Source organism: Photobacterium phosphoreum (assembly GCF_002954725.1).
GTDB lineage: Bacteria > Pseudomonadota > Gammaproteobacteria > Enterobacterales > Vibrionaceae > Photobacterium > Photobacterium phosphoreum.
Window position 1 is genome coordinate 21,715 of record NZ_MSCQ01000004.1, and the last position, 23,720, is coordinate 45,434.

The following is a 23,720-nucleotide window of genomic DNA, read 5'->3' on the forward strand; positions in this document are numbered from 1 at the left end:
TACAGTGCAATCGCACCTCAAAAATTGAACTGACTATGATCGCCTGTTCATCACCGAAATACTATTTAATAATCCCGACAAAACACCATAGTATCTAAGAATTTCATGATTTTTTGTAATAAATTCTTACTCAATGATTGAAATCCTCGGCTAATATCACCATTTATAATAAATAGTCATATTACTGCTGCTATCAGCAGGATGTGATAATTTATCGTTTCAGCAAATAAAGGCACCGTGATGGGTCAAAACACCTCTGATATTAAACAGGTTCGTCTTGATAAATGGTTATGGGCTGCCCGCTTTTACAAAACACGCTCAATTGCTCGCACCATGATTGACGGCGGTAAAGTGCACTATAATGGCCACCGTTCAAAGCCAAGCAAAATTATTGAGCTTGGGGCAACGGTAAAATTACGTCAGGGTAACGATGAGAAAATCATTACCATTGAACAAATCTCTGACTGTCGCCGCGGCGCACCAGAAGCACAACTGCTCTACCAAGAAACAGTTCAAAGTATTGCAACCCGTGAACAAACCGCAAAAATGCGCAAGCTCAATGCTTATGATAATCCAAGCCCCGAAAAACGGCCGGATAAGAAGCAACGACGTGATATTATGCGGTTCAAAAATATTAACGCATCTGAATAAATAACTCAGTGCCAACCTCTTTAAATTAGAATGTCGAGGGTAAGTGCTTTATCGCAACGGTTTAACCCGCTTTGGTTGCGGCGTTGACTATAAAGTAATTACTGAACGTTTTAGCCTTAATTAGGTTGGCTCTATAGCTGGAGAATACATACTCATGACAAACGATAGTTTAAACCGCTACCTTTTCGACGGCGCAGCAGTTCGCGGTGAATTGGTACAATTAGGCCAAACTTACCAACAAATTATTGCGGATAAAAACTACCCAGCACCAGTAGCAACATTACTGGGTGAATTATTGGTAGCGACCAGCTTATTAACAGCAACCTTAAAATTTGAAGGCTCTATTACCGTTCAAGTTCAAGGTGATGGCCCCGTAAGCCTAGCGGTAATTAATGGCGATCATAATCAACAGCTACGTGGCGTAGCGCGTTGGGACGGTGAGGTTAAAGCGGGCACCATTCATGACTTAATGGGCAAAGGTCACATGGTGATCACCATTACGCCAATCAAAGGTGAACGTTACCAAGGTGTCGTCGGTTTAGATGGCGATACGCTGGCTGAATGCTTAGAAAGTTATTTTAAAAATTCAGAGCAACTAAAAACTCGTATCTGGCTCCGTACAGGTGAAATTGAAGGCCAAGTCAAAGCTGCCGGTATGCTATTACAAATCATGCCAGATGGTACAGGTAGCGAAGGCGACTTTGAACACCTAGCAGCATTAACTGAAACAGTGAAAGATGAAGAGCTATTTACGCTTGAAGCACAAGATGTGCTGTATCGTCTTTACCACCAAGAACAAGTACAGCTGTTTGAACCACAGGCAGTCAGTTTTGAATGTGGCTGCTCGCGCGATCGTAGCTCTGCTGCAATCATGAGTGTTCAACCACAAGAAATTGATAAAATCATTGCTGAAGAAGGCAAAGTGTCACTGCATTGTGATTACTGCGGTACCAGCTATGACTTTGACAGTATTGATGTAGCCGCACTGCGTGACAATAGCGCTAACACTACAGATAGCGATCAAATTCACTAATTCGCGTGGTTTCACACCATCATCGTTAAGGCCGGCTTATTACGCCGGCTTTTTTTTGTTTTTTTTCGGCCGTCATAGCCACACCGTATATCAATTTATATTACAACCTTATTTGTGCTTTTTTTGCAATCATTGAGCACAAATATTGACCACTATCACAACAAATAAATTTTAACATTTCTGCAAAACAAAACACCTCGCAGTTTCGATAATTTTACCTAAAATTAACACTCTGATGGTCGATTTTTTGATGACCGTCCCTGATTTAGCAACTTAGGGTTGTTAGCATGATTGACAGTTAAACAACATCTTACCCTAGGAGCACCAATGATCACTTCTTGTGTCGATAATAAGGTTGCAAACAACATGGATTTATCCCAATACGGTATTACCAATGTTACAGATGTTATTCGTAACCCGTCCTACGAGGTTCTTTTCAATGAAGAAACCAAACCTGGACTAGAAGGCTATGAGCGCGGAGTTGTTACTGAGTTAGGTGCCGTATCTGTGGATACAGGTATTTTTACTGGTCGTTCACCACAAGATAAATTTATTGTGCGTGATAACACCACGAAAGATACTCTATGGTGGTCAGATCAAGGTAAAAATGACAATAAAGCGTTAACGCAAACAGCATGGTTAGATCTTAAAGAATTAGTCACTAATCAACTTTCTAATAAACGTCTTTTTGTCGTTGATGGTTACTGTGGTACTAACCCAGAAACTCGCCTTCGCATTCGCGTCATTACTGAAGTAGCATGGCAAGCACACTTTGTAAAAAACATGTTTATTCGCCCAACAGAGGCTGAGCTTGACAACTTCGAACCTGATTTTGTAATCATGAATGGTTCTAAGTGCACCAACCCTAAGTGGCAAGAGCACGGCATGAATTCTGAAAACTTTACGGTTTTCAACCTCAGTGAAAAGATGCAACTGATTGGTGGTACATGGTACGGCGGTGAAATGAAGAAAGGTATGTTCGCGATGATGAACTACTTTTTACCCCTACAAGGCATTGCATCAATGCACTGTTCTGCCAACATGAACAACGAAGGTGAGGTTGCAGTATTCTTTGGCCTTTCTGGCACCGGTAAAACAACCTTATCAACCGATCCTAAACGCGCGCTAATCGGTGATGATGAGCACGGTTGGGATGACAACGGTGTGTTTAACTTTGAAGGTGGCTGCTACGCAAAAACCATCAACCTATCAAAAGAAGCAGAACCTGATATCTACAATGCGATTCGTCGCGATGCACTACTAGAGAACGTTACTGTCCGTAATGATGGTTCAATTAATTTTGATGATAATTCAAAAACTGAAAACACCCGTGTTTCTTACCCTATTTATCATATTGAAAACATTGTTAAGCCTGTATCAAAAGGCGGTCATGCTAATAAAGTGATCTTCTTATCTGCTGATGCATTCGGAGTATTACCTCCAGTTTCTAAACTAACGCCTGAGCAAACTAAATACCATTTCCTATCTGGCTTTACCGCTAAATTAGCCGGTACTGAGCGCGGAATTACTGAACCAACACCAACCTTCTCAGCCTGTTTTGGTAATGCCTTCTTAACATTACACCCAACTCAGTATGCTGAAGTATTAGTTAAACGTATGGAAGATGCAGGGGCTGAAGCTTACCTTGTAAATACTGGCTGGAATGGCACTGGTAAGCGTATTTCAATTCAAGATACGCGCGCAATTATTGATGCGATCCTTGATGGTTCAATTGATAAAGCAAATACCAAGCAAATCCCGATCTTTAATCTAACGATTCCAACATCATTACCTGGCGTTGATCCAACGATTCTTGACCCACGTGATACTTACACTGATCCACTCCAGTGGCAAAGCAAAGCTGAAGATTTAGCTGATCGCTTTATTACCAATTTTGATAAGTACACTGATACTCAAGAAGGCCAGCAGTTAGTCGCAGCAGGTCCACAACTCGGTTAATCTCACTCCTCATTGGGTTACCCGTTAACAGCCTCTTTTATTAGAGGCTGTTTTTTATCCCCTCTAATCTCCCCCCTCAAAGCCCTTGCTAAAAAATGGTTTTTCCACCACTCTCAACATGCCATTACAGTGATATGACACATCAGATTACGAGGAAATTTTATGCGGCTGCTTAGCAAATTAATGCTTATTTTTGTGTTAATTATCGTGGTGACTTTAACCACTATCATCGGGATATTACACACGCGTTATAATCAGCCACTGGTTAATTTGATCCTTGCTCAAGTCTCGCCTTACCAAGTGTCGGCCAAAAAAATTGATTACGATATTCGTACTCCCTACCAACTACGATTTGAACATGTTGAAATCACTGACAATCAACAAGTACTCATTCATGCTGATAGCATTCAATTATGGCTATCCAAACACAGTATAACGGGTGATAAATTAGTGTTTGATGGCGTGCAAATTAATAATATCACCTCAGCCAATATGCCGTTATTAACCACATTACCGCCATTCACTATCAAACGATTAGTACTTAATAACACCAATCTAAACACGCCAACATTTGCGATTAAGCATGGTTTAATTCAAATGGATAATTGGCAAACACCTACCGCTAACACTCCGTGGTGGCAGAGTTTTAATGGCAGCTTAAAAATGAGTGCCACTAATATAAGATGGCATCAAGTAGCGTTACAGCAGGTACTGATCAATGCCAATAAACATGACCAACAATGGCAATTTAAAGGCATCTCAGGGCTGTGGCAACAAGCAAAAATCACTGCCCAAGCACAGTTCAATAATGCCAATCACAGTTTAACTATCGACCAACTCACCGTTAATCAATTTCGATTACAAGACCAACAATTACTCAATGATTGGCAACAACAATTCACATCGCAGACAATGCCCTTTAAAGCCATCACATTAAAACGCTTAGATGTGGTTAATAGCAGCATTGAATTACCGCAATGGGGAGCGGATGATATTAATTTATCGTTAGACAATTGGCAGTGGCCACAAAACTACTGGCAGCAACAAAATAGTCGTTTGTCGTTCAGTGCTAGTCATGCGCAATGGCAGCAACTTAACTTTGAACAACCTTTAGCTGAATTACAATTTATGCCCCAACAAATCATCAGCCATGGTATATCAGCACAAATACTGAATGGGTTTGTGCGTGTTGATGGCTGGATAGATCCCCAACAATTATTTATCAGCGACTTAAAAGCCAGCGGTATTAAATGGTTTATAGATAAAGATTGGCCACAAACGTGGCAACAATGGCAGCAAAAATACACTGATATTATCGTCAAAAAACTCAATATTAATAATAGTCAGATCACTTCATCAGCATCGACAATGCCGTTTCAACTCGCAGGGATTGATATCAATGCCAAAAATGCAGTGCTCAAACAAAATAATCAGTGGGGATTATGGCAAGGAAATATTGACGCTGACTTAGGTTTTGGCAGTATCAATCAAGTGGTTATCAACCAAGCCATTGCCACCATGCACAGTAACGCCGGTCAATGGCAGTTAGATAAATTAGTGTTGCCGTTTAATCATGGTATGTTAAAAGCACGCGCTAGGATCTCACTTGATGATCCACAGCGTCCATGGCAATTAACCCTCATAGGCGATACCGTACCTGCCCAAACCCTATCGCAATGGCTATCATTACCGCTACCACTGACAGGGGTTATTGATACTCAAATAAAACTTCATGGTCAGGCGGGTACTCAGGCTGATTTTAAGACGCACTTAAATGGCACTGCTCACGTCGATTTTCGCCAGTTAGCATTAACGAACATGACCCCGCAACAATTATTCACCCACTGGCAACAACCGCATTTTGCAGCGATTAACCCACCAGCCAAGACAGCAGCATCATCGTTACCACTAACGGCCACACCACTGACACTAACGGCACAAGATGGCACCATCCAATTACCACCGACAACAATCACCGCGAATAATTTTGCGATAAAGTTTAATAGCCACTGGAGCTTAGCCAATTCTGAACAGCAACAATTCCAACTTGAATTAACTACCGGCTGCCAACAACTGATCCGTTCATGGGATCACGGTGTTTCAACCGCTACCGTTGATTCATCATGTACGGGTAGCACTAAATATGTTCCTGTAAACGTTGAGGATACCGCTTTACCACATTGAACATTCACATCTACTGTTACCCGTCCTTTACGCCCTTGAGTAATACGATCAAAATCACCGTGTAAATGTTCAAGGGTGGTGACGGCAATTGGACGTTCAGTAACCGGGGCAGAATAACGAATGTGGCTATCAACCAAAATAATATTACCTTGCAAGCCACGCTCTTTAAGTAGTAACCAAATAAAGCCCCATCCGGCTAGGGTTGCCATGGTAAAAATACTACCAGCAAACATAAATTCATTCGGATTAAGGTTGGCATTAAACAGTGCGCTGACTTCAAACCGATAGCCGGTATATTGATTGATCTTAATGCCCATTTTATCACTAATGGGTATTTGGCTTTGCCACAATGCTTGTAACTCCTGACACCATTGTGGCTGACGAGCAACATCCGTTAATGGCGGTAACAACTTAACCATCTGTTGGTGCCGCATTGGACCATGCGCATCACTCAATTCACCACGGCTCTCAAAGCCATTTTTAATATAAAATGGAATCGCTGCTTCGCGGGCATTACACACTAAGCGCTTAGCGCCATCATAACGCGCCAATGATTCCAGAGCCATTAACACCATTCCGCCTAACCCTTGATGGCGCACCGCCGCATCAACTGCCATATAACGCACTTGACCCTCATTATCCGGCGTAACATACACACGTCCAATGGCGACCACGTTATCATGACTATCAACTAACATGCGGTGAGCACTGACATCATCATAAGCATCACGCTCAGAGCCCAACGGCATTTGCCACGGCTGACGCAGCATTTGCCAACGAAAATGATAATACCGGGCAAGCTGTGATTCTGTTTGCGGAGTGACTAATCGAAACATCCATTTCCTCTCTTCTTAATCATCGACAGCGATTATGCGTTTAAATACAAATAGAACCGCTAGACCTGTAACCAAAATGTCACTGGGCCATCATTAACCAATGCGACTTTCATATCTGCACCAAAAATACCGGTTTCGGTTGCGATCGGTTGTGCCTTACATTGTTCGACAAAATATTGGTACAAGCGTTCCGCTTCTACAGGTGCGGCACCGGCTGAAAATCCTGGGCGCATGCCTTTTTTAGTATCGGCAGCCAACGTAAACTGTGACACCACTAACACGCTACCATTCGCTTGCTGAACATTAAGGTTCATTTTATCGTCAGCATCACTGAAGATTCGATAACCCAGCACTTTATCACGTAACTTTTGCGCTTTGGCTTCATCATCGCCTTTTTCAACCCCTAATAGCACTAATAAGCCATTACCAATAGCGCCTGTTATTTCCCCTTCGACGGTAACACTGGCTTCACTCACTCGTTGAATTAGCGCAATCATTATTGTTCCTTATTATTGGTTGAATCATGGTCACTGTTTGTCACCATTGTCATTATTTGTGATCGAGATGGGCTAACATCCCAAAAACCACGTTCACCTAAACTGGCCGTGATCTCAGCCCCAAGCAATACAATACACCAACATAAATACACCCACACAAACAAAATAGGGATCACCGACAATGCGCCATAAATCATTTGGTAAGAATGAAAATGCGCTAAATAAATCACAAAGCCTTTTTTACTTAATTCAAATAAAATACTGCTACACAATGCGCCTATCAGTGCATGTTTGAACTGTACTTTACAATTAGGCACTAACGCATAAAGCAATAAAAATGCCAAGCCCGACATCATTGACGGCAACCATTGCAATGACTGCTGTACCACCCCATGCAATGTACGATGATCGAGTAATGCCAATGAGCCTAAGTATGAACTTAGCGCAAGACTAGAACCCAATAGAATAGGACCTAAAGTGAGAATCATCCAATACACCGCCAATGAGATTATCCAACGACGTTTTTTCTTTACTCGCCAAATATAATTGAGGGATTTATCAATTGAAGATATAAGCATCATTGCGACGACAAATAATGCTCCAATGCCAACCACTGTCATTTTGCCCGCATTAACAACAAACTCATTTAAATAAGTGGTTACCACCGCACCAGCTGCTGGCACAAAATTAGTAATCACAAACTGTTGTACCTGAGTACCTGCGCCCGCAAAAGCAGGAATCGCTGACAAAGCCGACACCACTACGGTTAACAACGGCACTAATGACAATAAAGTCACATAAGCCATTGATCCTGCAGTGACAGTTAAACGGTCATGGTTCACACGCTGGATTAAATAACCAAAATATTCCATTATTCGCGGCAGCCGTTGCCACAGCACAAGTTTCACAGGTTGTTTTTTGTCAGCCATAATAGAATGTTGTACCTATACGTTATGGAAAACAGCCATGCGAACATTACATGCTGTACTCGCCTTTTATTCATCAAGATCGTTACCTTAGCACGCCATGGTAATGTCATTAGTTGTTATTTTTCATGTCTCACCAAGGAGAAAAAATGCCTTATTTTATTGCGATATTTTTAAGTGTCAGCCTACTGTCTGGCTGTCAAAGTGCCTATTACTCAGCGATGGAAAAAGTCGGCGTTTATAAACGCGATATCATGGTTGATCGGGTTGAAGATGCTAACCAAGCCCAGCAAAACGCCCAAAAACAATTTACCAGCGCCCTTGAAGGTCTAAAAGCACTGAATCAATTTGATGGCGGAGAGCTTGAATCAGCTTATCAAGATATTGATAGCCAATATCAACGTAGTGAAGCGGCAGTTAATAACGTTAATGATCGCATTGTAGCAATTGAAGATGTGGCCAATGCGATGTTTGATGAGTGGCAACAGGAACTGTCATTGTATAAAAGCGCGACCCTCAAACGCGATAGTCAACGTAAATTACAAACCACAAAAGCCTCTTACAATAAAATGTTAACCGCCATGAAACGCGCTGAGAAGAAGATGGAGCCTGTTTTAGACACTTTACGTGATAACACCCTTTATTTGAAACATAACCTCAATGCAGCAGCTATCGGCTCACTCCAAGGGCAATTTAATTCACTACAAACTGAGATTTCTCACGCTATTCGAGATATGAACAGCGCCATTGCTGAATCAAATCGCTTTATTGGCCATTTGAAAAAGTAATCAGCACTATTGCTATAATGTAGCCATAAAAAAGAGCTAACAAGGTTAGCTCTTTTTTTGGTCTCGAAAATGTAGTCTCAAGAAGGTTCTCATACCCCAGATACAACAATCCCCCGCTTGTTACCAAGCGAGGGATTGTATTAGTAAGCTTCAGCTAGGGGTAATTACTTACCGCCACGACCTGCACGCTTACGATCGTTTTCAGTAAGAAGTTTCTTACGGATACGAATGCTTTCTGGTGTTACTTCTACTAGCTCGTCATCATCGATGAATTCTAGTGCTTGCTCAAGTGTGTACTTGATAGCAGGAGAAAGCGTTTGTGCTTCATCTGTACCAGATGCACGAACGTTTGTTAGCTGCTTACCACGTAGACAGTTGATAGTTAGATCGTTTGCACGGTTATGAATACCGATGATCTGACCTTCATATACTTCGTCACCGTGCTCAGCAAATAGACGACCACGCTCTTGTAGGTTGAATAGCGAGTAAGTTACCGCTTTACCAGTACCGTTAGAGATCAATACGCCGTTAGCACGTTGACCGATAGTACCGCCCTTGTGAGGACCGTAGTGATCAAACGTATGGTAGATAAGACCAGAACCAGAAGTCATTGTTAGGAATTCTGTTTGGAAACCGATAAGACCACGAGAAGGCATCATGAAGTCCATACGAACACGGCCTTTACCATCTGGTGCCATATCTTTTAGCTCACCCTTACGGATACCGATTTTCTCCATTACACTACCTTGATGCTCTTCAACCACATCGATAGTTACAATTTCAAACGGTTCCATTAGCTTACCATCTTCTTCTTTGATGATAACTTCTGGGCGAGATACTGCTAGCTCGTAACCTTCACGACGCATGTTTTCAATCAGGATAGATAGGTGAAGTTCACCACGGCCTGAAACACGGAAACGGTCTGGACTTTCAGTTTCTTCAACGCGCAACGCTACGTTGTGTACTAATTCTTTTTGTAGACGCTCAAGGATGTTACGTGAAGTAACATACTTACCTTCTTTACCAGCAAACGGAGAAGTGTTTACTTGGAAAGTCATGGTTACAGTTGGTTCATCAACAGAAAGTGGTGTTAGCGCTTCAACAGTGTTTACGTCACAAATAGTGTCAGAAATCTTAAGCTCGCCAAGACCTGTGATTGCAACGATGTCACCCGCTTTCGCTTCAGTAACTTCGTGACGCTCAAGACCTAGGTAACCTAGAACTGTACCTACTTTACCATTACGCTTAGTACCGTCAGCACCAACAATAGTAACTTGTTGGTTAGGAGTAACAGTACCGCGAGTGATACGAGCAACACCGATAACACCAACGTAAGAGCTGTAATCTAACTGAGAGATTTGCATCTGTAGTGGGCCATCAACGTCAACAAATGGTGCAGCAACGTTATCAACAACAGCTTGGAACAATGGTTCCATGTTCTCGCCAACTTCGCCTTCTGTCATTGTTGCCCAACCGTTTAGCGCTGATGCGTAAACAGTTGTGAAATCTAGTTGCTCGTCAGTTGCGCCTAGGTTGTCGAATAGGTCAAAAATTTGATCCATTACCCACTCAGGACGTGCACCTGGACGGTCAATTTTGTTGATTACAACGATTGGCTTAAGACCGTATGCGAACGCTTTTTGCGTTACGAAACGTGTTTGAGGCATTGGGCCATCAACCGCGTCAACGATCAGTAATACAGAGTCAACCATAGACATGATACGCTCAACTTCACCACCGAAGTCTGCGTGTCCTGGGGTGTCTACGATATTGATGCGGTAGTCATTCCAATTAATTGCTGTGTTCTTAGCAAGAATGGTAATGCCACGCTCTTTTTCGATATCGTTAGAATCCATAACACGTTCTTCGGCTTCGCCGCGACCCTCTAACGTGCCAGATTGCTGTAGAAGTTTATCAACCAGGGTAGTTTTACCGTGGTCAACGTGAGCAATAATTGCGATATTTCTTAAGTTATCGATCGATTGATTAGACATTAGTTTCAGATTCACTCAGAACATGCAGCGTCTTAATAGAGGCTACTTGATTAAAAAAACGGCTCATAATTTAACAGATTTTACGCCAAAACCCACGGAATATGTGATTTATATCACCAGCTTTTTTACCAACAGGCTCTAGAGCCGCATTTTTACTCACTTTTTTGGCTGTTTTTATTTTTTTAACCTCTCTATTCGTACGATAAATAACACCTAAACCAACCAAAACCGTGACCAATATCACTTTTTGATCACAACTCTGAGACGATCAATTAGCAATAAAAATACCTAATTGTCACCTAGTGGATTGACAATATTTGCCCTCATCACCATAGTAGTGTGACTATTAAATGGATGAATGTATTGAGAGATGTCGTCTTACTTTCAACATCAATCATGACCGCACCAATTTGGTGCAAAGCATCACCAAAATAGTGCAAAAAAGGATAGGAAAAAGTTCCAAAAATACTGCAATCGCGCATGTTTGGGGGCTTTTAAAAGTTGGCATGGTATTCGCATTAATACTTTTAGATTCGCTCATCATGATATGAGCAAAAAGTTTGCGGCCATCGCCCTAAATAACACCGGAGGTTACTCAAGATGTCAGTTGAAAACGTACTAGCACTGATCCAGGAAAATGAAGTTAAGTTTATTGACCTACGTTTTACCGATACCAAAGGTAAAGAACAGCACATCACTATCCCTTCTCATCAAATCGATGCAGATTTCTTTGAAGAAGGTAAAATGTTTGATGGCTCTTCCGTTGCAGGCTGGAAAGGCATTAATGAATCAGACATGGTAATGATGCCTGATGCAGCAAGTGCGGTACTTGACCCATTCACTGAAGATGCAACTCTAAACATTCGTTGTGATATTCTTGAGCCAGCAACAATGCAAGGCTACGATCGCGACCCTCGCTCAATCGCTAAACGCGCAGAAGAATTCATGCGTGCAGCCGGTTTTGCTGACAATGTATTAGTTGGCCCTGAGCCAGAGTTCTTCTTATTTGATGACGTTAGATTCAATACTGATATGTCAGGTTCATTCTTTAAGATTGACGACATTGAAGCAGCATGGAATAGCGGCACTAAAATCGAAGGTGGTAACAAAGGTCACCGTCCAGGCGTTAAAGGCGGTTATTTCCCAGTAGCACCTGTTGATTCATCACAAGATATTCGTTCTGCAATGTGTTTAATCATGGAAGAGATGGGGCTAGTTGTTGAAGCTCACCACCATGAAGTCGCAACGGCAGGCCAAAACGAAATCGCAACCCGTTTCAATACCCTAACCAATAAAGCTGATGAAATTCAGATTTATAAATATGTGGTTCATAACGTTGCTCACGCATTTGGTAAAACTGCGACCTTTATGCCAAAACCACTAGTGGGTGATAACGGCTCAGGTATGCACGTTCACATGTCACTAGCAAAAGATGGTGTAAACCTATTTGCGGGTGATAAGTACGGCGGTCTTTCAGAGATGGCACTGTTCTACATTGGCGGTATTATCAAGCACGCACGTGCAATCAACGCCTTTGCTAACCCAGCAACGAACTCATACAAGCGTCTAGTCCCTGGCTACGAAGCACCAGTTATGCTGGCTTACTCTGCCCGTAACCGTTCTGCATCAATCCGTATTCCAGTCGTTCCAAGTCCAAAAGCACGTCGTATCGAAGTACGCTTTGGTGATCCAGCAGCGAACCCATACCTAGCTTTTGCAGCAATGCTAATGGCAGGCCTTGACGGTATCGCTAACAAGATCCACCCAGGCGAAGCGATGGATAAAGACTTGTACGACTTACCAGCGGAAGAAGCTGCAGAGATTCCAAAAGTAGCCGAGTCACTACAAGGTGCACTACAAGCGCTTGACGAAGATCGTGAATTCCTAACCTCTGGCGGTGTGTTCTCAGACGACTTTATTGATTCTTACATCACGCTAAAATCGCAAGATGTAGAAAAAATCAATATGGCTGTACACCCATTAGAGTTTGAACTTTACTACTCAGTTTAAGTAATGGCTTAACCACTTAACAACTAAGATTTAGGCCTGCTTCACATGCAGGCCTTTTTGATCTTGCTACCACAACAAAAGCAGTAACAATAAAGGACTTATTGACCATGAAGGTCTTAGCGGAGAGTTAACGGATGAAACTCATTGGTCTAGCATCAATATTGTTATTGGTAGTCACAACTAGCACCGCAGTAGCAACAACTACGATCTATTCTTGGACAGATGACAATGGCGTAGTCCATTTTAGTGATAGTCCAGAAGTACCCCAGGCCATCACCGTTGAACTTTCAACAACAGAAGTACAATCACCCAAGTCATCAACCCTCGTCGAAATCATCCAAGCAAATAATGTTGACAACCTTACCATTGACATAGAGCCGCAACTGCCGACAGCCAGTATCAGTTTATTAGCACCATTGCACCAGCAAACCATTCGTAGCAACGAGGGTGATATAAAGATTCGCGCGGTGAGCAACCGCAAACTGGATAAAAACGTCCAAGCCCAATTAGTTCTTGATGGTCAAGTTAACGGCACTTCTCAAACGCGTTTAGAGTGGCAACTGACCAATATTGATCGCGGTACTCATCAAATTCAAATCCAATTACTTAACAATGGCAAGATCCTTGCTACATCTGAAAGCATTACGGTTTATTTACATCGCGTCTCACAGGTTCGTCCTAAAAACAGTCCAATTCAACCCCGTTAACGCCTATTTACAATAAACCCTGCTTGTTCGCTGTTAAACCGAGTACACTCAATGCACCAACTTGGTGCGTCAACTAACGGCGACGACTGGCCGCATGCACCAATCGTCTTTGAGCTAGCTATCAATAAGGATGATCATTGTGAATACCAGCTTTACGCCCATAATTCTTGATAATTTAGTCACTGCCATTGTATTACTCGATGAAGCGTTGGAGATCCGCTACGTAAATCCTGCTGCCGAACAGTTATTATCCTCCAGTAAACGACGTCTACTCGGCACCCAATTACCACAGTTGCTCCAACATAGCTCACTCGATCTTAATCATGTCAAAGCAACCCTCCACAGTGGTCAAGGTTTAGCAGATAGCGATGTCACCTTTGTGATTGATGGCCAACGCCATTTACTTGGCGTCAATGCCAGCCCAATTTCATGGCAAAAAAAACTGTTGATCTTATTAGAATTAAAACCGATTGATCAACAACGCCGTATTAGCCAAGAACTTAACCAACATGCACAACAACAAGCGGCCAAAGAATTAGTCCGTGGTTTAGCCCATGAAATAAAAAATCCACTCGGTGGTTTACGTGGTGCCGCACAATTACTAGAGAAAGCCCTCCCTGATAGTCGCTACCACGAATACACCCAAATGATCATTGAACAAGCAGATCGACTGCGTAATTTAGTTGATCGGTTATTAGGACCACAACGTCCAGGGATCCGTAAAACCGATAATATTCATTTAGTGTTAGAAAAAGTGCGCCAGTTAGTCAACATTGACACTGACAGCAGCATTACCATTGAACGCGATTACGATCCAAGTTTGCCCGACATCAATATGGATGCAGAACAACTTGAACAAGCATTATTGAATATTGTCAGTAACGCCGCATTGGCACTGAAAAGCCAAGGCGGCGGCACCATAAAATTAAAAACCCGTACCGCCCATCAAAGCTTAATTCAAGGCGTCCGTCATCGTGTGACAGCGACCATCGAAATCATTGATGATGGCCCAGGCATTCCAGCAGACATTCAAGACACCCTGTTTTACCCAATGGTCACTGGTCGAGAAGGGGGGACAGGGTTAGGGCTGTCAATTGCACGAAATTTAATAGATCAACACCAAGGTAAAATTGAGGTATTCAGCTGGCCTGGACACACTAATTTCACTATTCATTTACCGATTAAGTCATAACACTGAACGCCATAGGAGCTTACTATGAGTAAAGGATTAATCTGGGTTGTTGATGATGACAGCTCTATTCGCTGGGTATTGGAACGCACGTTAACCAATGCAGGAATGAAATGCGAAACCTTTGCTGACGCCGATAGCGTGTTAGCAGCCTTAGAGCGCAATGTGCCCGATGTGTTAGTGTCTGACATAAAAATGCCGGGCACCGACGGGTTTACGCTACTCAAAGCGCTCCAGCAGGATTACGCCACTTTACCCGTTATCATTATGACCGCTCACTCCGATCTCGATGCCGCGGTCAATGCTTATCAACGTGGGGCATTTGAATACCTTCCCAAGCCGTTTGATATTGATGAAGCGGTCACCTTAGTTGAACGCGCCCTTAGCCATAGCCAAGAACAAAAGCGCCAGCAACAGCCCATCGTTGAAACAAAGCATGCACCTGAAATTATTGGTGAAGCACCCGCAATGCAAGAAGTTTTCCGTGCTATTGGCCGCCTATCGCGTTCGTCAATTTCAGTGTTAATCAATGGTGAATCAGGTACAGGTAAAGAATTAGTCGCCCATGCATTGCATCGCCATAGCCCTCGTAGCAGTAATGCATTTATTGCACTCAATATGGCCGCCATTCCTAAGGATTTAATCGAATCAGAATTATTCGGCCATGAGAAAGGCGCTTTTACTGGCGCCAATAGCGTTCGCCAAGGTCGATTTGAGCAAGCCAATGGCGGCACCTTATTTCTCGATGAAATTGGTGATATGCCATTAGACATTCAAACTCGATTATTGCGCGTATTAGCCGAAGGGCAATTTTATCGTGTCGGGGGACATGCGCCAGTTAATGTCGATGTTCGAATTATAGCCGCCACGCACCAACACCTTGAACGTCTAGTGGCGGCAGGGGATTTTCGTGAAGACTTATTCCATCGCCTCAATGTTATTCGAGTACACCTACCATCACTCAAAGATCGCCGCCAAGATATTCCCCAGCTCGCACACCACTTTTTACAGCGCGCCGCTGATGAATTGAGCGTAGAAGTGAAATCATTACATCCACACACCGCAGAGAAACTAACTCAATTACCGTGGCCCGGTAATGTGCGTCAATTAGAAAACATCTGTCGCTGGTTAACGGTAATGGCAAGCGGTAATGAAATATTACCCGCCGATTTACCCCCAGAAATCACAGATACGCCCACAGTAACCCACACCACCTCTGAGCCTCAACATTGGCATCAAGGGTTACAACAATGGGCACAGCAAGCTTTGCAGCAAGGTGAGACTGAATTATTAGCTGAAGCGTTACCACAGTTTGAAAAAATCTTACTTGAAACCGCCTTGCTACATACTCATGGTCATAAACAAGAAGCAGCAAAATTACTCGGCTGGGGGCGTAACACCCTCACCCGTAAACTTAAAGAATTGCACATTCATGATTGAGACTAAGATTAGGTAGTATCATGACCACAACTTGCACCAACGCACATTTATTTGCAACAGTGATGAATGTCATTTGGTGATTGCGTATACTCAATTTATATTTATCTTCGGGAAGTATAATAATCATGATAAACAAAGATCTTCCACTAACGGATATTCACCGCCACCTTGACGGTAATATTCGTCCTCAAACGATCTTAGAATTGGGTCAGCAATTTAATATCGCTTTACCCGCAACAGAAATCGAAGCATTACGCCCACACGTACAAATTGTTGAAGCAGAGCCAAGCCTCATCGCTTTCCTGAGTAAATTAGATTGGGGTGTGGCTGTATTAGGTGATTTAGACGCTTGTCGTCGCGTTGCTTATGAAAACGTTGAAGATGCCCTTAATGCGCAAATTGATTACGCTGAACTGCGCTTTTCACCGTATTACATGGCGATGAAGCACAATTTACCCATAGCAGGTGTTGTCGCAGCAGTTGCTGATGGTGTGGCTGCTGGTTGTCGTGATTTTGGTATTAAAGCTAACCTGATTGGAATTATGAGCCGTACGTTTGGCACCCAAGCTTGTCAGCAAGAATTAGATGCCCTCCTGAGCCATAAAGACCAATTGGTCGCCATTGACCTTGCCGGTGATGAACTTGGTCAACCTGGCTCCCAGTTTATCTCGCACTTTAAACAAGTACGTGATGCTGGATTACAAATCACTGTACACGCAGGTGAAGCAGCAGGCCCTGAGAGCATGTGGCAAGCCATTAACGAGCTTGGCGCAGTCCGTATTGGTCACGGTGTCAAAGCGGTAAACGATCCTAAACTTATGGATTACTTAGCTAAGCACCGTATTGGTATTGAATCTTGCATTACATCAAACATTCAAACCAGCACCGTTGCTAACATTGCCCAACATCCTGTTAAAGCTTTCCTTGAGCACGGTATTTTAGCCTGTTTAAATACTGATGATCCAGCAGTTGAAGGCATTGAACTACCTTACGAATATGAAGTTGCCGCACCGAAAGCCGGTTTAAGTGTTGCTCAAATTCGCCAAGCACAAATCAACGGGCTTGAGCTAGCGTTCTTATCTGCCGCAGAAAAGCAGGCGCTACGTGATATTGCGAGCAAGCGTAGCTAATCACAATAAGTGCTAGCACCACCGCAATAACAGCTAATGAAATACATAATAAAACGCCTCGGTTTCACGTGAAACCGAGGCGTTTTTTATAACGGTATTTTTATAATAATGTTTTTATAATCATATTACAGAGAATCAATAACGGCAGATCACCTGCAGATTAGATAACCCGCGAGAACTGCTGCTGACGAGCGCGATCACGTAGATACTTATCAAAACACATACAAATATTACGAATCAATAATCGCCCTTTCAGTTCAACATGAATCGTATTTTGATCCACAGTCACCAATTCGTCATTGATAAAGGTCTTTAGTAACTGTAGGTCTTCGCTAAAGTAACTATCAAAATCAATACTAAACTCAGCTTCAATCGCACGTTTATCTAATTGGAAATTACAAATTAGCGCCTTGATCACTTCACGGCGCAATAAATCATCAGCGTCTAAGGTGACCCCTTTCCACAATGCCGTTTGTTGCTCAGCCATTTGACCATAATACAACTTCAATTCTTTTTGGTTTTGCGCATAGCAATCACCAATCATTGAAATCGCTGATACACCCATCCCTAATAAGTCACACTCACCTTGGGTGGTGTAACCTTGGAAATTACGGTGCAAAATCCCATCACGTTGTGCTACCGCTAATTCATCATCAGGTAACGCAAAGTGATCCATACCAATAAACTGATACCCTGCCCCCGTTAGCGTCGCTATCGTATCTTGCAATATAGCTAACTTTTCGGTCGCTGACGGTAATTGGTCTTCATGAATTTTACGTTGAGCGGCAAACAAGGTTGGCATGTGAGCATAGTTAAATACTGACAGTCTGCCCGGCTTCATGGTCAACACTTGTTGCAGTGTTTCAGCAAACAGTGCTTTGGTTTGTAATGGCAACCCGTAAATTAAATCAAGGTTGGTTGAACGGAAGCCTAACTCACGGGCGCGGTTAACCATCGCAAAAATGAAATCTTCATCTTGCTCACGGTTAACTAATTTTTGTACATCTTTATTAAAATCTTGTACCCCGATGCTCAAACGGTTAAAGCCTTCACTGCGAAGGTGATCAAGGATACTCAATTCAATTTCACGCGGGTCAACTTCAATACTGATTTCAGCATCGTCATCAAAATTAAACGCACTCCGTAACGCAGTCATTAAACGACTAATTTGCGCCGCCGTTAAGAATGTTGGTGTACCACCGCCCCAATGCAATTGACTGACTTGACGATCACCAAGCAAGGTCGCGCGTTGCTTAATCTCTTGCTCAAGTACCTCTAAATATTGATCGGCTTTGTGCTGATGACGGGTAATGATTTTATTACAGCCACAGTAATAACAAAGCTTATGGCAAAATGGGATATGAATATAAAGCGATAACTTACGATCGGGGTATTGCTGACATGCCATCTCAAATTCAGCAGAAGTAAATGCTTGATTAAACTCTAGTGCGGTCGGGTAAGAAGTATAACGCGGGCCTGAATAATTATATTTTTCAATCAGGGCCTGATCCCAAATAATCTGCTCATTTGACATGACATTGTTCCAATTTGGTGAAGATAGAATAAATAGAGTGTGTCACCATTTTACTCAAAGTAAAACCTATCCCTGTTGTTCAATTTACACTCTGTACAAAAACAAACACCGCCAATAAATGGCGGTGCTAATAATAACGATGGTAGGTTAAACCTTAGTTGACAGGATAGCATCCAATTCAAGTTTAATATCAGCCTGTAGACGAGACTCCGCTTTCATACGTTCAAGATCAAATCGCATTCGGCTTTGTTTTTCTATTTGCTGGCGAGCATCACCACGAGGCATATCTTTAACGACTTGATACAAGTCAGTTAATGCCGGATACGTTGCTGCAAAATCAACTTGTTTATCTGCTTGCAACACTTCCATTAATTTATATAACCGAATCGCGGCCTCAGAGATATCACATTGATCTTGCTTACATGCCATTGCGATAATAAAGACGCTTTCTAATATATTGTCATTTCTAGCTTTAATTGCTTCAACCTGTTGCTCTGCAGCACGGGCTAAAAACAACTTATGCCGTTGTTGCTGCTGATAAAGCTTAGCTAATAACAATCCAGCGTATAATGCTAATCCAGCCACTACCACGCTACCAATAACAAATAGAAGTGTTATTCCCTGCAACGGTTACTCCTTATCGAAATTATCAAAATCCATGTTTTCAAATTGCGCTAATAAATCATCATCTGAACGAGGCTTTGACTTAGCTTTAGCGCTTTCTTTAACGGGCGCTGATGTTTCTTCAACATCATCTAATAAACCAAGTTGCTTCATTAAGCGTTCAATGCGATCTAACTTCAGGTCAACTTGCTTTTGCAAGCCAGCACCTAGTTTTTCACCAGCATCAATACGATCTAATAACACCATCAATTGTGCATCATTTTCAAGCATCGCAAGTTCTTGCTCTGCAGACAAACGACGCTGTTGCTTGTTTTGTGGCTTTTTAGGTTCCACGATTAGTGGTACTAATTTCTTACTACCTAAACGTGGATCTTTTTTCTGACCGCCATTGCGTTGCTTGTTTTCTTCAACAGCAGAATGACGACTACCTGATTTTAAGCCTTTACGTTTCTTCGCTTTTTGGCGTTCACGAGTCTCAACATCAACTTTAGTATTTGTTTTTTCGCGGTATACAGCAGGACCTTCTGATCCTACAGCACGAGCTCTTTTCTTACGGGTCATTACTGGGGTTTCCTCAGCAAAATCACATCATTTCCAACAAACTCAACTTCAAGGCCATCGCGTTGTGCTAGAAAGCAAAACGTATCATGGCAAAAAAAGCTGACATGGGTTGGGTCGTTCTTATAGTACCAATGCCCAAAGGCATCAGTGTCGGTTACCAGTTTAGTCATGATCCCAAGCCAACCGCCGGGTTTGACTAAACGTAGCAACAGCCCCCATTCCTTCGCAGGCTGATAAAAATGCTCGATTGCTTCTGTGCAAGTAACAAAATCATACTGCCCTTCTAATACTGCGGATTGTGCCGCAAAATAAGGGTCGTAGATTGTCATAGTATACCCCATTTCTGCCAACATCACTGACAAGGTCGGCCCCGGACCACTACCAAAATCTAACCCGCATAACGGCGGAGATGGCAGCCGTGTCACGAGTGGGGTTGCTAATCGTCCTAAAAATTGTCGATAGCCATCATCATCAGGATTATTCCGATGTTGATCATAAACAGATTTTTCTTGAGACGACGATAAATGAGTTGTCGGATCAGCATAAATTAATGCACAGTGTAAACAGCGAAAATAACCTCGATTAATGTCAGCCACCAACCACATGTTATCTTTACTACCACAAAGTGGACATCTATCCATTGTCTTCTCCACAACGACTGAATGTTTACGAACAGCAGCAGCGGTGTAAAATCGAGCGGGCTATTCTATACCCAATTAAGGTTAAGATGTAGTTCTGCTGACAAATTGTTCAATTTATTCGACTATATCATCGTATCAGTAAGCATAATATCACTGCCAAATCATAACAATAACTACTGCTAAGGTCGAAATTTAAACGAAAAAAAAGCGATAGGTCTGCACCTATCGCTATATGGGGTAAGCTATGAGCTTATAATTCTGTCCAGTCTTTCCATAACCAGCAAGCAACGTCCCGGTTTAACAAACATCCTTTTTTATGGTTGCTATCCTTGCCTATTATTGTTCGTCACTGTCCGAGTGAATTTTCGCATTCCTTTTACTCATCCATGGTTTGGCAACTTATCCTAAGTTGGCGATCCTTATCGCAATGTTACACTCCAATAACTTTACCACCATCCTTATGTAATACATCATCCTGACGTATCTGAGCTATATCACTATAGCTACTCTCTTTCCTGAGTGTCGACCCTGACAATCCTTACGCTTCCTGCGTCTACCCTAGTCTCCTGACCAGACGTCCTGTGCATCCTTTTGGCTTCACTGCCTAAGCTATCCTAGCGCTTCTTATCCTGTGTCACACTCCATGTCGACAAGGTATAATTTACCTGAAGCCATTATTAAAACAATGTACCAAGATCACACATTTGAAAATCAAATATCGGCTAATAAACAAGTGCATGTTCTATAAAACAAAAAAATAATCGGCTACAAATAAAATCATCAATACAACGCCAATCAATGGTCAATCTCTTACAACATCACGGGCAAATTCCCCGTTACTAAACGCTTTTAAAATAGTAATGCTTAGCAACTCACGTAATTATGCTAATGATCTCGCGGTTAATGTAAACCAGCGACATAGGCAGAAAGCGCATTAATTTCATCATCATTGAGTTTTTCAGCCACCGATCGCATCATCGCATTAAGGTCATTATTACGAGTACCCGCACGAAAATGTTGGAGCTGTAATTGGGTATATTGTGCATTCTGCCCTGAAATTTTAGGAAAACCGGATAGGCTGGTGCCATTACCACGCGGTCCATGACAACTGATACATGCTGCAATGTCCCGTTCTGGATCGCCAAAACGGTATAATGGCTCAGCAATCGCAATCGCAGCTTCAGGGGTGGTATTAGGTGAAATAGGCAGCGAAGAAAAATAAGCACCAAGATCGGCCATATCAGTGGCTGATAATGCACTGGCCATGCCAGCCATAATGGCATTGCTTCGGCCTTGAGCTCCGTCACTGGTCAATGCAAGCTTATAATCGGCAAGTTGTTTCGTTAGATAATCAGCATGTTGACCCGCCAATTTAGGGTACTGTGCCATAATTGCATTACCATCATTACCGTGGCATGCGACACACGTAGTGGCCTTTAATTTACCGGCATCGATATCACCTTGTGCCCAAGCCGAATAACTCGTAACAAGAGTGAATATTAAGACTAATTTTTTCATGACATTCCATTTATAATTATAGAGCTTCCGTACTACAAGTAATGCTCAGTGACATGGTATACAATACGACCATAAACCAAACACGGTTTAATATATCTTAGACAATTTCACAAAAAAGCGCTCATTTTACGATGTGAGGGCTTGACGGAGTTAACAGTGAATCAACCTCTCAACTATAGAAATACCAGTTTTATTACAAGTGCACCGGATATTCGTCACTTGCCACAAGATATCGGCGTTGAGATCGCATTTGCTGGTCGCTCCAATGCCGGTAAATCAAGCGCACTAAATCGCCTTACTGATCAAAAAGGTTTAGCTCGTACGTCTAAAACCCCTGGCCGTACCCAATTAATCAACATGTTTGAAGTGATTAACGGTTGTAACTTAATTGACTTACCTGGCTATGGTTTTGCTCAAGTACCGCTGGAGCTCAAACTAAAATGGCAAAAAGCATTAGGTGAATACCTACAACGCCGTGAATGTTTGCAAGGTTTAGTAGTACTAATGGATATTCGCCATCCAATGAAAGATCTTGATCAGCAAATGATTAATTGGGCAATTGAAAGTAGCTTGCCAGTATTAGTCCTACTGACTAAAGCAGACAAATTAAAAAGCGGTGCACGTAAAGCACAAGTATTAAAAATCCGTGAAATGTCGAAAGAATTTGGCGGTAACGTTCAGGTTGAAGCTTTCTCTGCATTGAAAGGGATTGGCGTAGATCAAGTGCGTAGCAAACTTGATGAATGGTATGCACCAGAACTAGAACGTCAACGTGTACTAGCCGCTGACGATAGTGAAGTTTTTAATCTGCCACCAATAAAATAAAATCCTTACACAGCTAATCAAGACTAAAAATTCTCCCACTGTTATTGGTGGGGGAATACCCAGAAAATAAAGCTATACCTCGCTCTACTCCCCGATTTAAATCCGTTAATGCTATAGATTCCACTACATTATTTTAATTAAAAAATAAGCCTATTAATTGTTAACAGTTTAACAATATTTCTGGAATTAAATTACATCATTATTTATTTAAAAAAAACCAAAAAAAAAGCCATTCTCAATACCGAGAATGGCTATTTCATGTTTTTGCTCGTCCGCTAGTCATGTCGACTAACCAACAAAATCAAATATGAACAAGAAGCTATTACTATTATAGCCTGCCAATTTTAAATTTAAAGTATTTACTCTAAAAAATACACAGGCAAATATATTTTAGCGAATGACGATAATCAACCAACATAAAAATAAGCACATTTAATCACAAAAAAGCACCAATATTATTATATTTGAATAATAAAACAGCACTAATGCGTAATAACAATAATTAACAACGACTCAACGGCAACAAGAAAGGAATGTGATAATAGCAATGTCGCGAGGAAAAATATTTGCTTTGGTACAATAAAAAACGCCCCAGTCCAATAAATAGACTGGGGCAGCTGAATCAGCCAAATCCAATAACGTGAAACAAAAGGTCTGAAAGATAGAACATCTT

Annotated in this window: 21 protein-coding genes; 11 read left to right on the top strand and 10 right to left on the bottom strand. The window is 42.1% G+C overall.

Annotated elements, in window-relative coordinates; translation table 11 throughout:
* Positions 1–240: 240 nt before the first annotated feature.
* From hslR to BTO21_RS19240, 4 genes are all read left to right on the top strand, one after another.
* Positions 241–651: a ribosome-associated heat shock protein Hsp15 gene (gene hslR, locus BTO21_RS19225; protein WP_045029885.1), complete on the top strand. Its 411-nt coding sequence runs from the start codon at positions 241–243 to the stop codon at positions 649–651.
* Between the two features lie 154 nt (positions 652–805).
* A complete protein-coding gene (hslO, locus tag BTO21_RS19230) occupies positions 806–1,684 on the top strand; it encodes an Hsp33 family molecular chaperone HslO (protein WP_045029884.1) in 879 nt (292 codons plus the stop codon).
* 327 nt (positions 1,685–2,011) lie between these two features.
* Positions 2,012–3,643: a phosphoenolpyruvate carboxykinase (ATP) gene (pckA, locus tag BTO21_RS19235; RefSeq protein ID WP_045029882.1), complete on the top strand. Its 1,632-nt coding sequence runs from the start codon at positions 2,012–2,014 to the stop codon at positions 3,641–3,643.
* Positions 3,644–3,805: 162 nt separating this feature from the next.
* On the top strand, positions 3,806–5,827 hold the full coding sequence (locus BTO21_RS19240; protein ID WP_052672664.1) for an AsmA family protein: 2,022 nt from the start codon (positions 3,806–3,808) through the stop codon (positions 5,825–5,827).
* Here the strand turns inward: BTO21_RS19240 and BTO21_RS19245 are convergent.
* From BTO21_RS19245 to BTO21_RS19255, 3 genes are read right to left on the bottom strand one after another with little or no spacing between them, the layout of a single operon-like run.
* Positions 5,734–6,663 carry a bifunctional GNAT family N-acetyltransferase/hotdog fold thioesterase gene (locus BTO21_RS19245; protein WP_045029880.1) on the bottom strand — a complete coding sequence of 310 codons (930 nt, stop codon included), beginning with the start codon at positions 6,661–6,663 and terminating at the stop codon, positions 5,734–5,736. The two genes, BTO21_RS19240 and BTO21_RS19245, sit on opposite strands and share 94 nt — an antisense overlap.
* 59 nt (positions 6,664–6,722) lie before the next feature.
* Positions 6,723–7,160 carry a D-aminoacyl-tRNA deacylase gene (gene dtd / locus BTO21_RS19250; RefSeq protein ID WP_045029878.1) on the bottom strand — a complete coding sequence of 146 codons (438 nt, stop codon included), beginning with the start codon at positions 7,158–7,160 and terminating at the stop codon, positions 6,723–6,725.
* On the bottom strand, positions 7,160–8,089 hold the full coding sequence (locus BTO21_RS19255) for a virulence factor BrkB family protein (protein ID WP_181314565.1): 930 nt from the start codon (positions 8,087–8,089) through the stop codon (positions 7,160–7,162). The genes dtd and BTO21_RS19255 overlap by 1 nt, the downstream gene beginning before the upstream one ends.
* Positions 8,090–8,235: 146 nt before the next feature.
* Here BTO21_RS19255 and BTO21_RS19260 point away from each other — a divergent pair, with 146 nt between their 5' ends.
* Positions 8,236–8,874: a DUF2959 domain-containing protein gene (locus BTO21_RS19260; RefSeq protein WP_045029877.1), complete on the top strand. Its 639-nt coding sequence runs from the start codon at positions 8,236–8,238 to the stop codon at positions 8,872–8,874.
* A 164-nt stretch (positions 8,875–9,038) separates the two neighbouring features.
* Here the strand turns inward: BTO21_RS19260 and typA are convergent, their stop codons facing one another.
* Complete coding sequence (typA, locus tag BTO21_RS19265) at positions 9,039–10,868, bottom strand: translational GTPase TypA (protein ID WP_045029876.1); 1,830 nt, start codon at positions 10,866–10,868, stop codon at positions 9,039–9,041.
* A 600-nt stretch (positions 10,869–11,468) separates the two neighbouring features.
* Between typA and glnA the strand changes: the two genes are divergently transcribed.
* The 5 genes from glnA to add all read left to right on the top strand — a co-directional run bounded on the left by glnA (position 11,469) and on the right by add (position 17,344).
* A complete protein-coding gene (gene glnA, locus BTO21_RS19270; protein WP_045029875.1) occupies positions 11,469–12,878 on the top strand; it encodes a glutamate--ammonia ligase in 1,410 nt (469 codons plus the stop codon).
* A 134-nt stretch (positions 12,879–13,012) separates the two neighbouring features.
* Positions 13,013–13,585: a DUF4124 domain-containing protein gene (locus tag BTO21_RS19275; protein WP_045029873.1), complete on the top strand. Its 573-nt coding sequence runs from the start codon at positions 13,013–13,015 to the stop codon at positions 13,583–13,585.
* Between the two features lie 139 nt (positions 13,586–13,724).
* Complete coding sequence (gene glnL, locus BTO21_RS19280; RefSeq protein ID WP_373455492.1) at positions 13,725–14,777, top strand: nitrogen regulation protein NR(II); 1,053 nt, start codon at positions 13,725–13,727, stop codon at positions 14,775–14,777.
* Positions 14,778–14,801: 24 nt separating this feature from the next.
* Positions 14,802–16,214 (top strand): nitrogen regulation protein NR(I), encoded by a 1,413-nt coding sequence (glnG, locus tag BTO21_RS19285; protein ID WP_045029870.1) that lies wholly within the window; start codon positions 14,802–14,804, stop codon positions 16,212–16,214.
* 125 nt (positions 16,215–16,339) lie between these two features.
* Complete coding sequence (gene add / locus BTO21_RS19290) at positions 16,340–17,344, top strand: adenosine deaminase (protein ID WP_045029868.1); 1,005 nt, start codon at positions 16,340–16,342, stop codon at positions 17,342–17,344.
* Positions 17,345–17,504: 160 nt separating this feature from the next.
* On the opposite strand, the gene hemN is transcribed toward add, so the two are convergent.
* The 5 genes from hemN to BTO21_RS19315 form a co-directional block, all read right to left on the bottom strand.
* Entirely contained in the window at positions 17,505–18,878 is a 1,374-nt protein-coding gene (gene hemN, locus BTO21_RS19295; RefSeq protein WP_045029867.1) for an oxygen-independent coproporphyrinogen III oxidase, read from the bottom strand.
* Between the two features lie 147 nt (positions 18,879–19,025).
* Positions 19,026–19,505, bottom strand: a complete 480-nt coding sequence (locus BTO21_RS19300; RefSeq protein ID WP_045029865.1) for a DUF2489 domain-containing protein — start codon at positions 19,503–19,505, stop codon at positions 19,026–19,028.
* Positions 19,506–19,508: 3 nt separating this feature from the next.
* A complete protein-coding gene (yihI, locus tag BTO21_RS19305; RefSeq protein WP_045029863.1) occupies positions 19,509–20,063 on the bottom strand; it encodes a Der GTPase-activating protein YihI in 555 nt (184 codons plus the stop codon).
* Positions 20,063–20,704, bottom strand: a complete 642-nt coding sequence (locus tag BTO21_RS19310) for a class I SAM-dependent methyltransferase (RefSeq protein WP_045029862.1) — start codon at positions 20,702–20,704, stop codon at positions 20,063–20,065. The genes yihI and BTO21_RS19310 overlap by 1 nt, the downstream gene beginning before the upstream one ends.
* A 900-nt stretch (positions 20,705–21,604) precedes the next feature.
* Positions 21,605–22,222 (bottom strand): c-type cytochrome, encoded by a 618-nt coding sequence (locus BTO21_RS19315; RefSeq protein ID WP_045029859.1) that lies wholly within the window; start codon positions 22,220–22,222, stop codon positions 21,605–21,607.
* A gap of 156 nt (positions 22,223–22,378) precedes the next feature.
* Between BTO21_RS19315 and yihA the strand changes: the two genes are divergently transcribed.
* Positions 22,379–23,047 carry a ribosome biogenesis GTP-binding protein YihA/YsxC gene (gene yihA, locus BTO21_RS19320; RefSeq protein ID WP_045029857.1) on the top strand — a complete coding sequence of 223 codons (669 nt, stop codon included), beginning with the start codon at positions 22,379–22,381 and terminating at the stop codon, positions 23,045–23,047.
* Positions 23,048–23,669: 622 nt separating this feature from the next.
* Here yihA and spfP read toward each other — a convergent pair.
* Positions 23,670–23,717, bottom strand: a complete 48-nt coding sequence (gene spfP, locus BTO21_RS20450; RefSeq protein ID WP_438616993.1) for a small protein SpfP — start codon at positions 23,715–23,717, stop codon at positions 23,670–23,672.
* Positions 23,718–23,720 lie beyond the last annotated feature (3 nt).

What these genes read in the sequence shown, in the direction of transcription:
- hslR (WP_045029885.1), top strand. Translation starts at nt 241, where the DNA reads ATGGGTCAAAACACCTCTGATATTAAACAGGTTCGTCTTGATAAATGG.
- hslO (WP_045029884.1), top strand. Translation starts at nt 806, where the DNA reads ATGACAAACGATAGTTTAAACCGCTACCTTTTCGACGGCGCAGCAGTT.
- pckA (WP_045029882.1), top strand. Translation starts at nt 2,012, where the DNA reads ATGATCACTTCTTGTGTCGATAATAAGGTTGCAAACAACATGGATTTA.
- BTO21_RS19240 (WP_052672664.1), top strand. Translation starts at nt 3,806, where the DNA reads ATGCGGCTGCTTAGCAAATTAATGCTTATTTTTGTGTTAATTATCGTG.
- BTO21_RS19245 (WP_045029880.1), bottom strand. Translation starts at nt 6,663, where the DNA reads ATGTTTCGATTAGTCACTCCGCAAACAGAATCACAGCTTGCCCGGTAT.
- dtd (WP_045029878.1), bottom strand. Translation starts at nt 7,160, where the DNA reads ATGATTGCGCTAATTCAACGAGTGAGTGAAGCCAGTGTTACCGTCGAA.
- BTO21_RS19255 (WP_181314565.1), bottom strand. Translation starts at nt 8,089, where the DNA reads ATGGCTGACAAAAAACAACCTGTGAAACTTGTGCTGTGGCAACGGCTG.
- BTO21_RS19260 (WP_045029877.1), top strand. Translation starts at nt 8,236, where the DNA reads ATGCCTTATTTTATTGCGATATTTTTAAGTGTCAGCCTACTGTCTGGC.
- typA (WP_045029876.1), bottom strand. Translation starts at nt 10,868, where the DNA reads ATGTCTAATCAATCGATCGATAACTTAAGAAATATCGCAATTATTGCT.
- glnA (WP_045029875.1), top strand. Translation starts at nt 11,469, where the DNA reads ATGTCAGTTGAAAACGTACTAGCACTGATCCAGGAAAATGAAGTTAAG.
- BTO21_RS19275 (WP_045029873.1), top strand. Translation starts at nt 13,013, where the DNA reads ATGAAACTCATTGGTCTAGCATCAATATTGTTATTGGTAGTCACAACT.
- glnG (WP_045029870.1), top strand. Translation starts at nt 14,802, where the DNA reads ATGAGTAAAGGATTAATCTGGGTTGTTGATGATGACAGCTCTATTCGC.
- add (WP_045029868.1), top strand. Translation starts at nt 16,340, where the DNA reads ATGATAAACAAAGATCTTCCACTAACGGATATTCACCGCCACCTTGAC.
- hemN (WP_045029867.1), bottom strand. Translation starts at nt 18,878, where the DNA reads ATGTCAAATGAGCAGATTATTTGGGATCAGGCCCTGATTGAAAAATAT.
- yihI (WP_045029863.1), bottom strand. Translation starts at nt 20,063, where the DNA reads ATGACCCGTAAGAAAAGAGCTCGTGCTGTAGGATCAGAAGGTCCTGCT.
- BTO21_RS19310 (WP_045029862.1), bottom strand. Translation starts at nt 20,704, where the DNA reads ATGGATAGATGTCCACTTTGTGGTAGTAAAGATAACATGTGGTTGGTG.
- BTO21_RS19315 (WP_045029859.1), bottom strand. Translation starts at nt 22,222, where the DNA reads ATGAAAAAATTAGTCTTAATATTCACTCTTGTTACGAGTTATTCGGCT.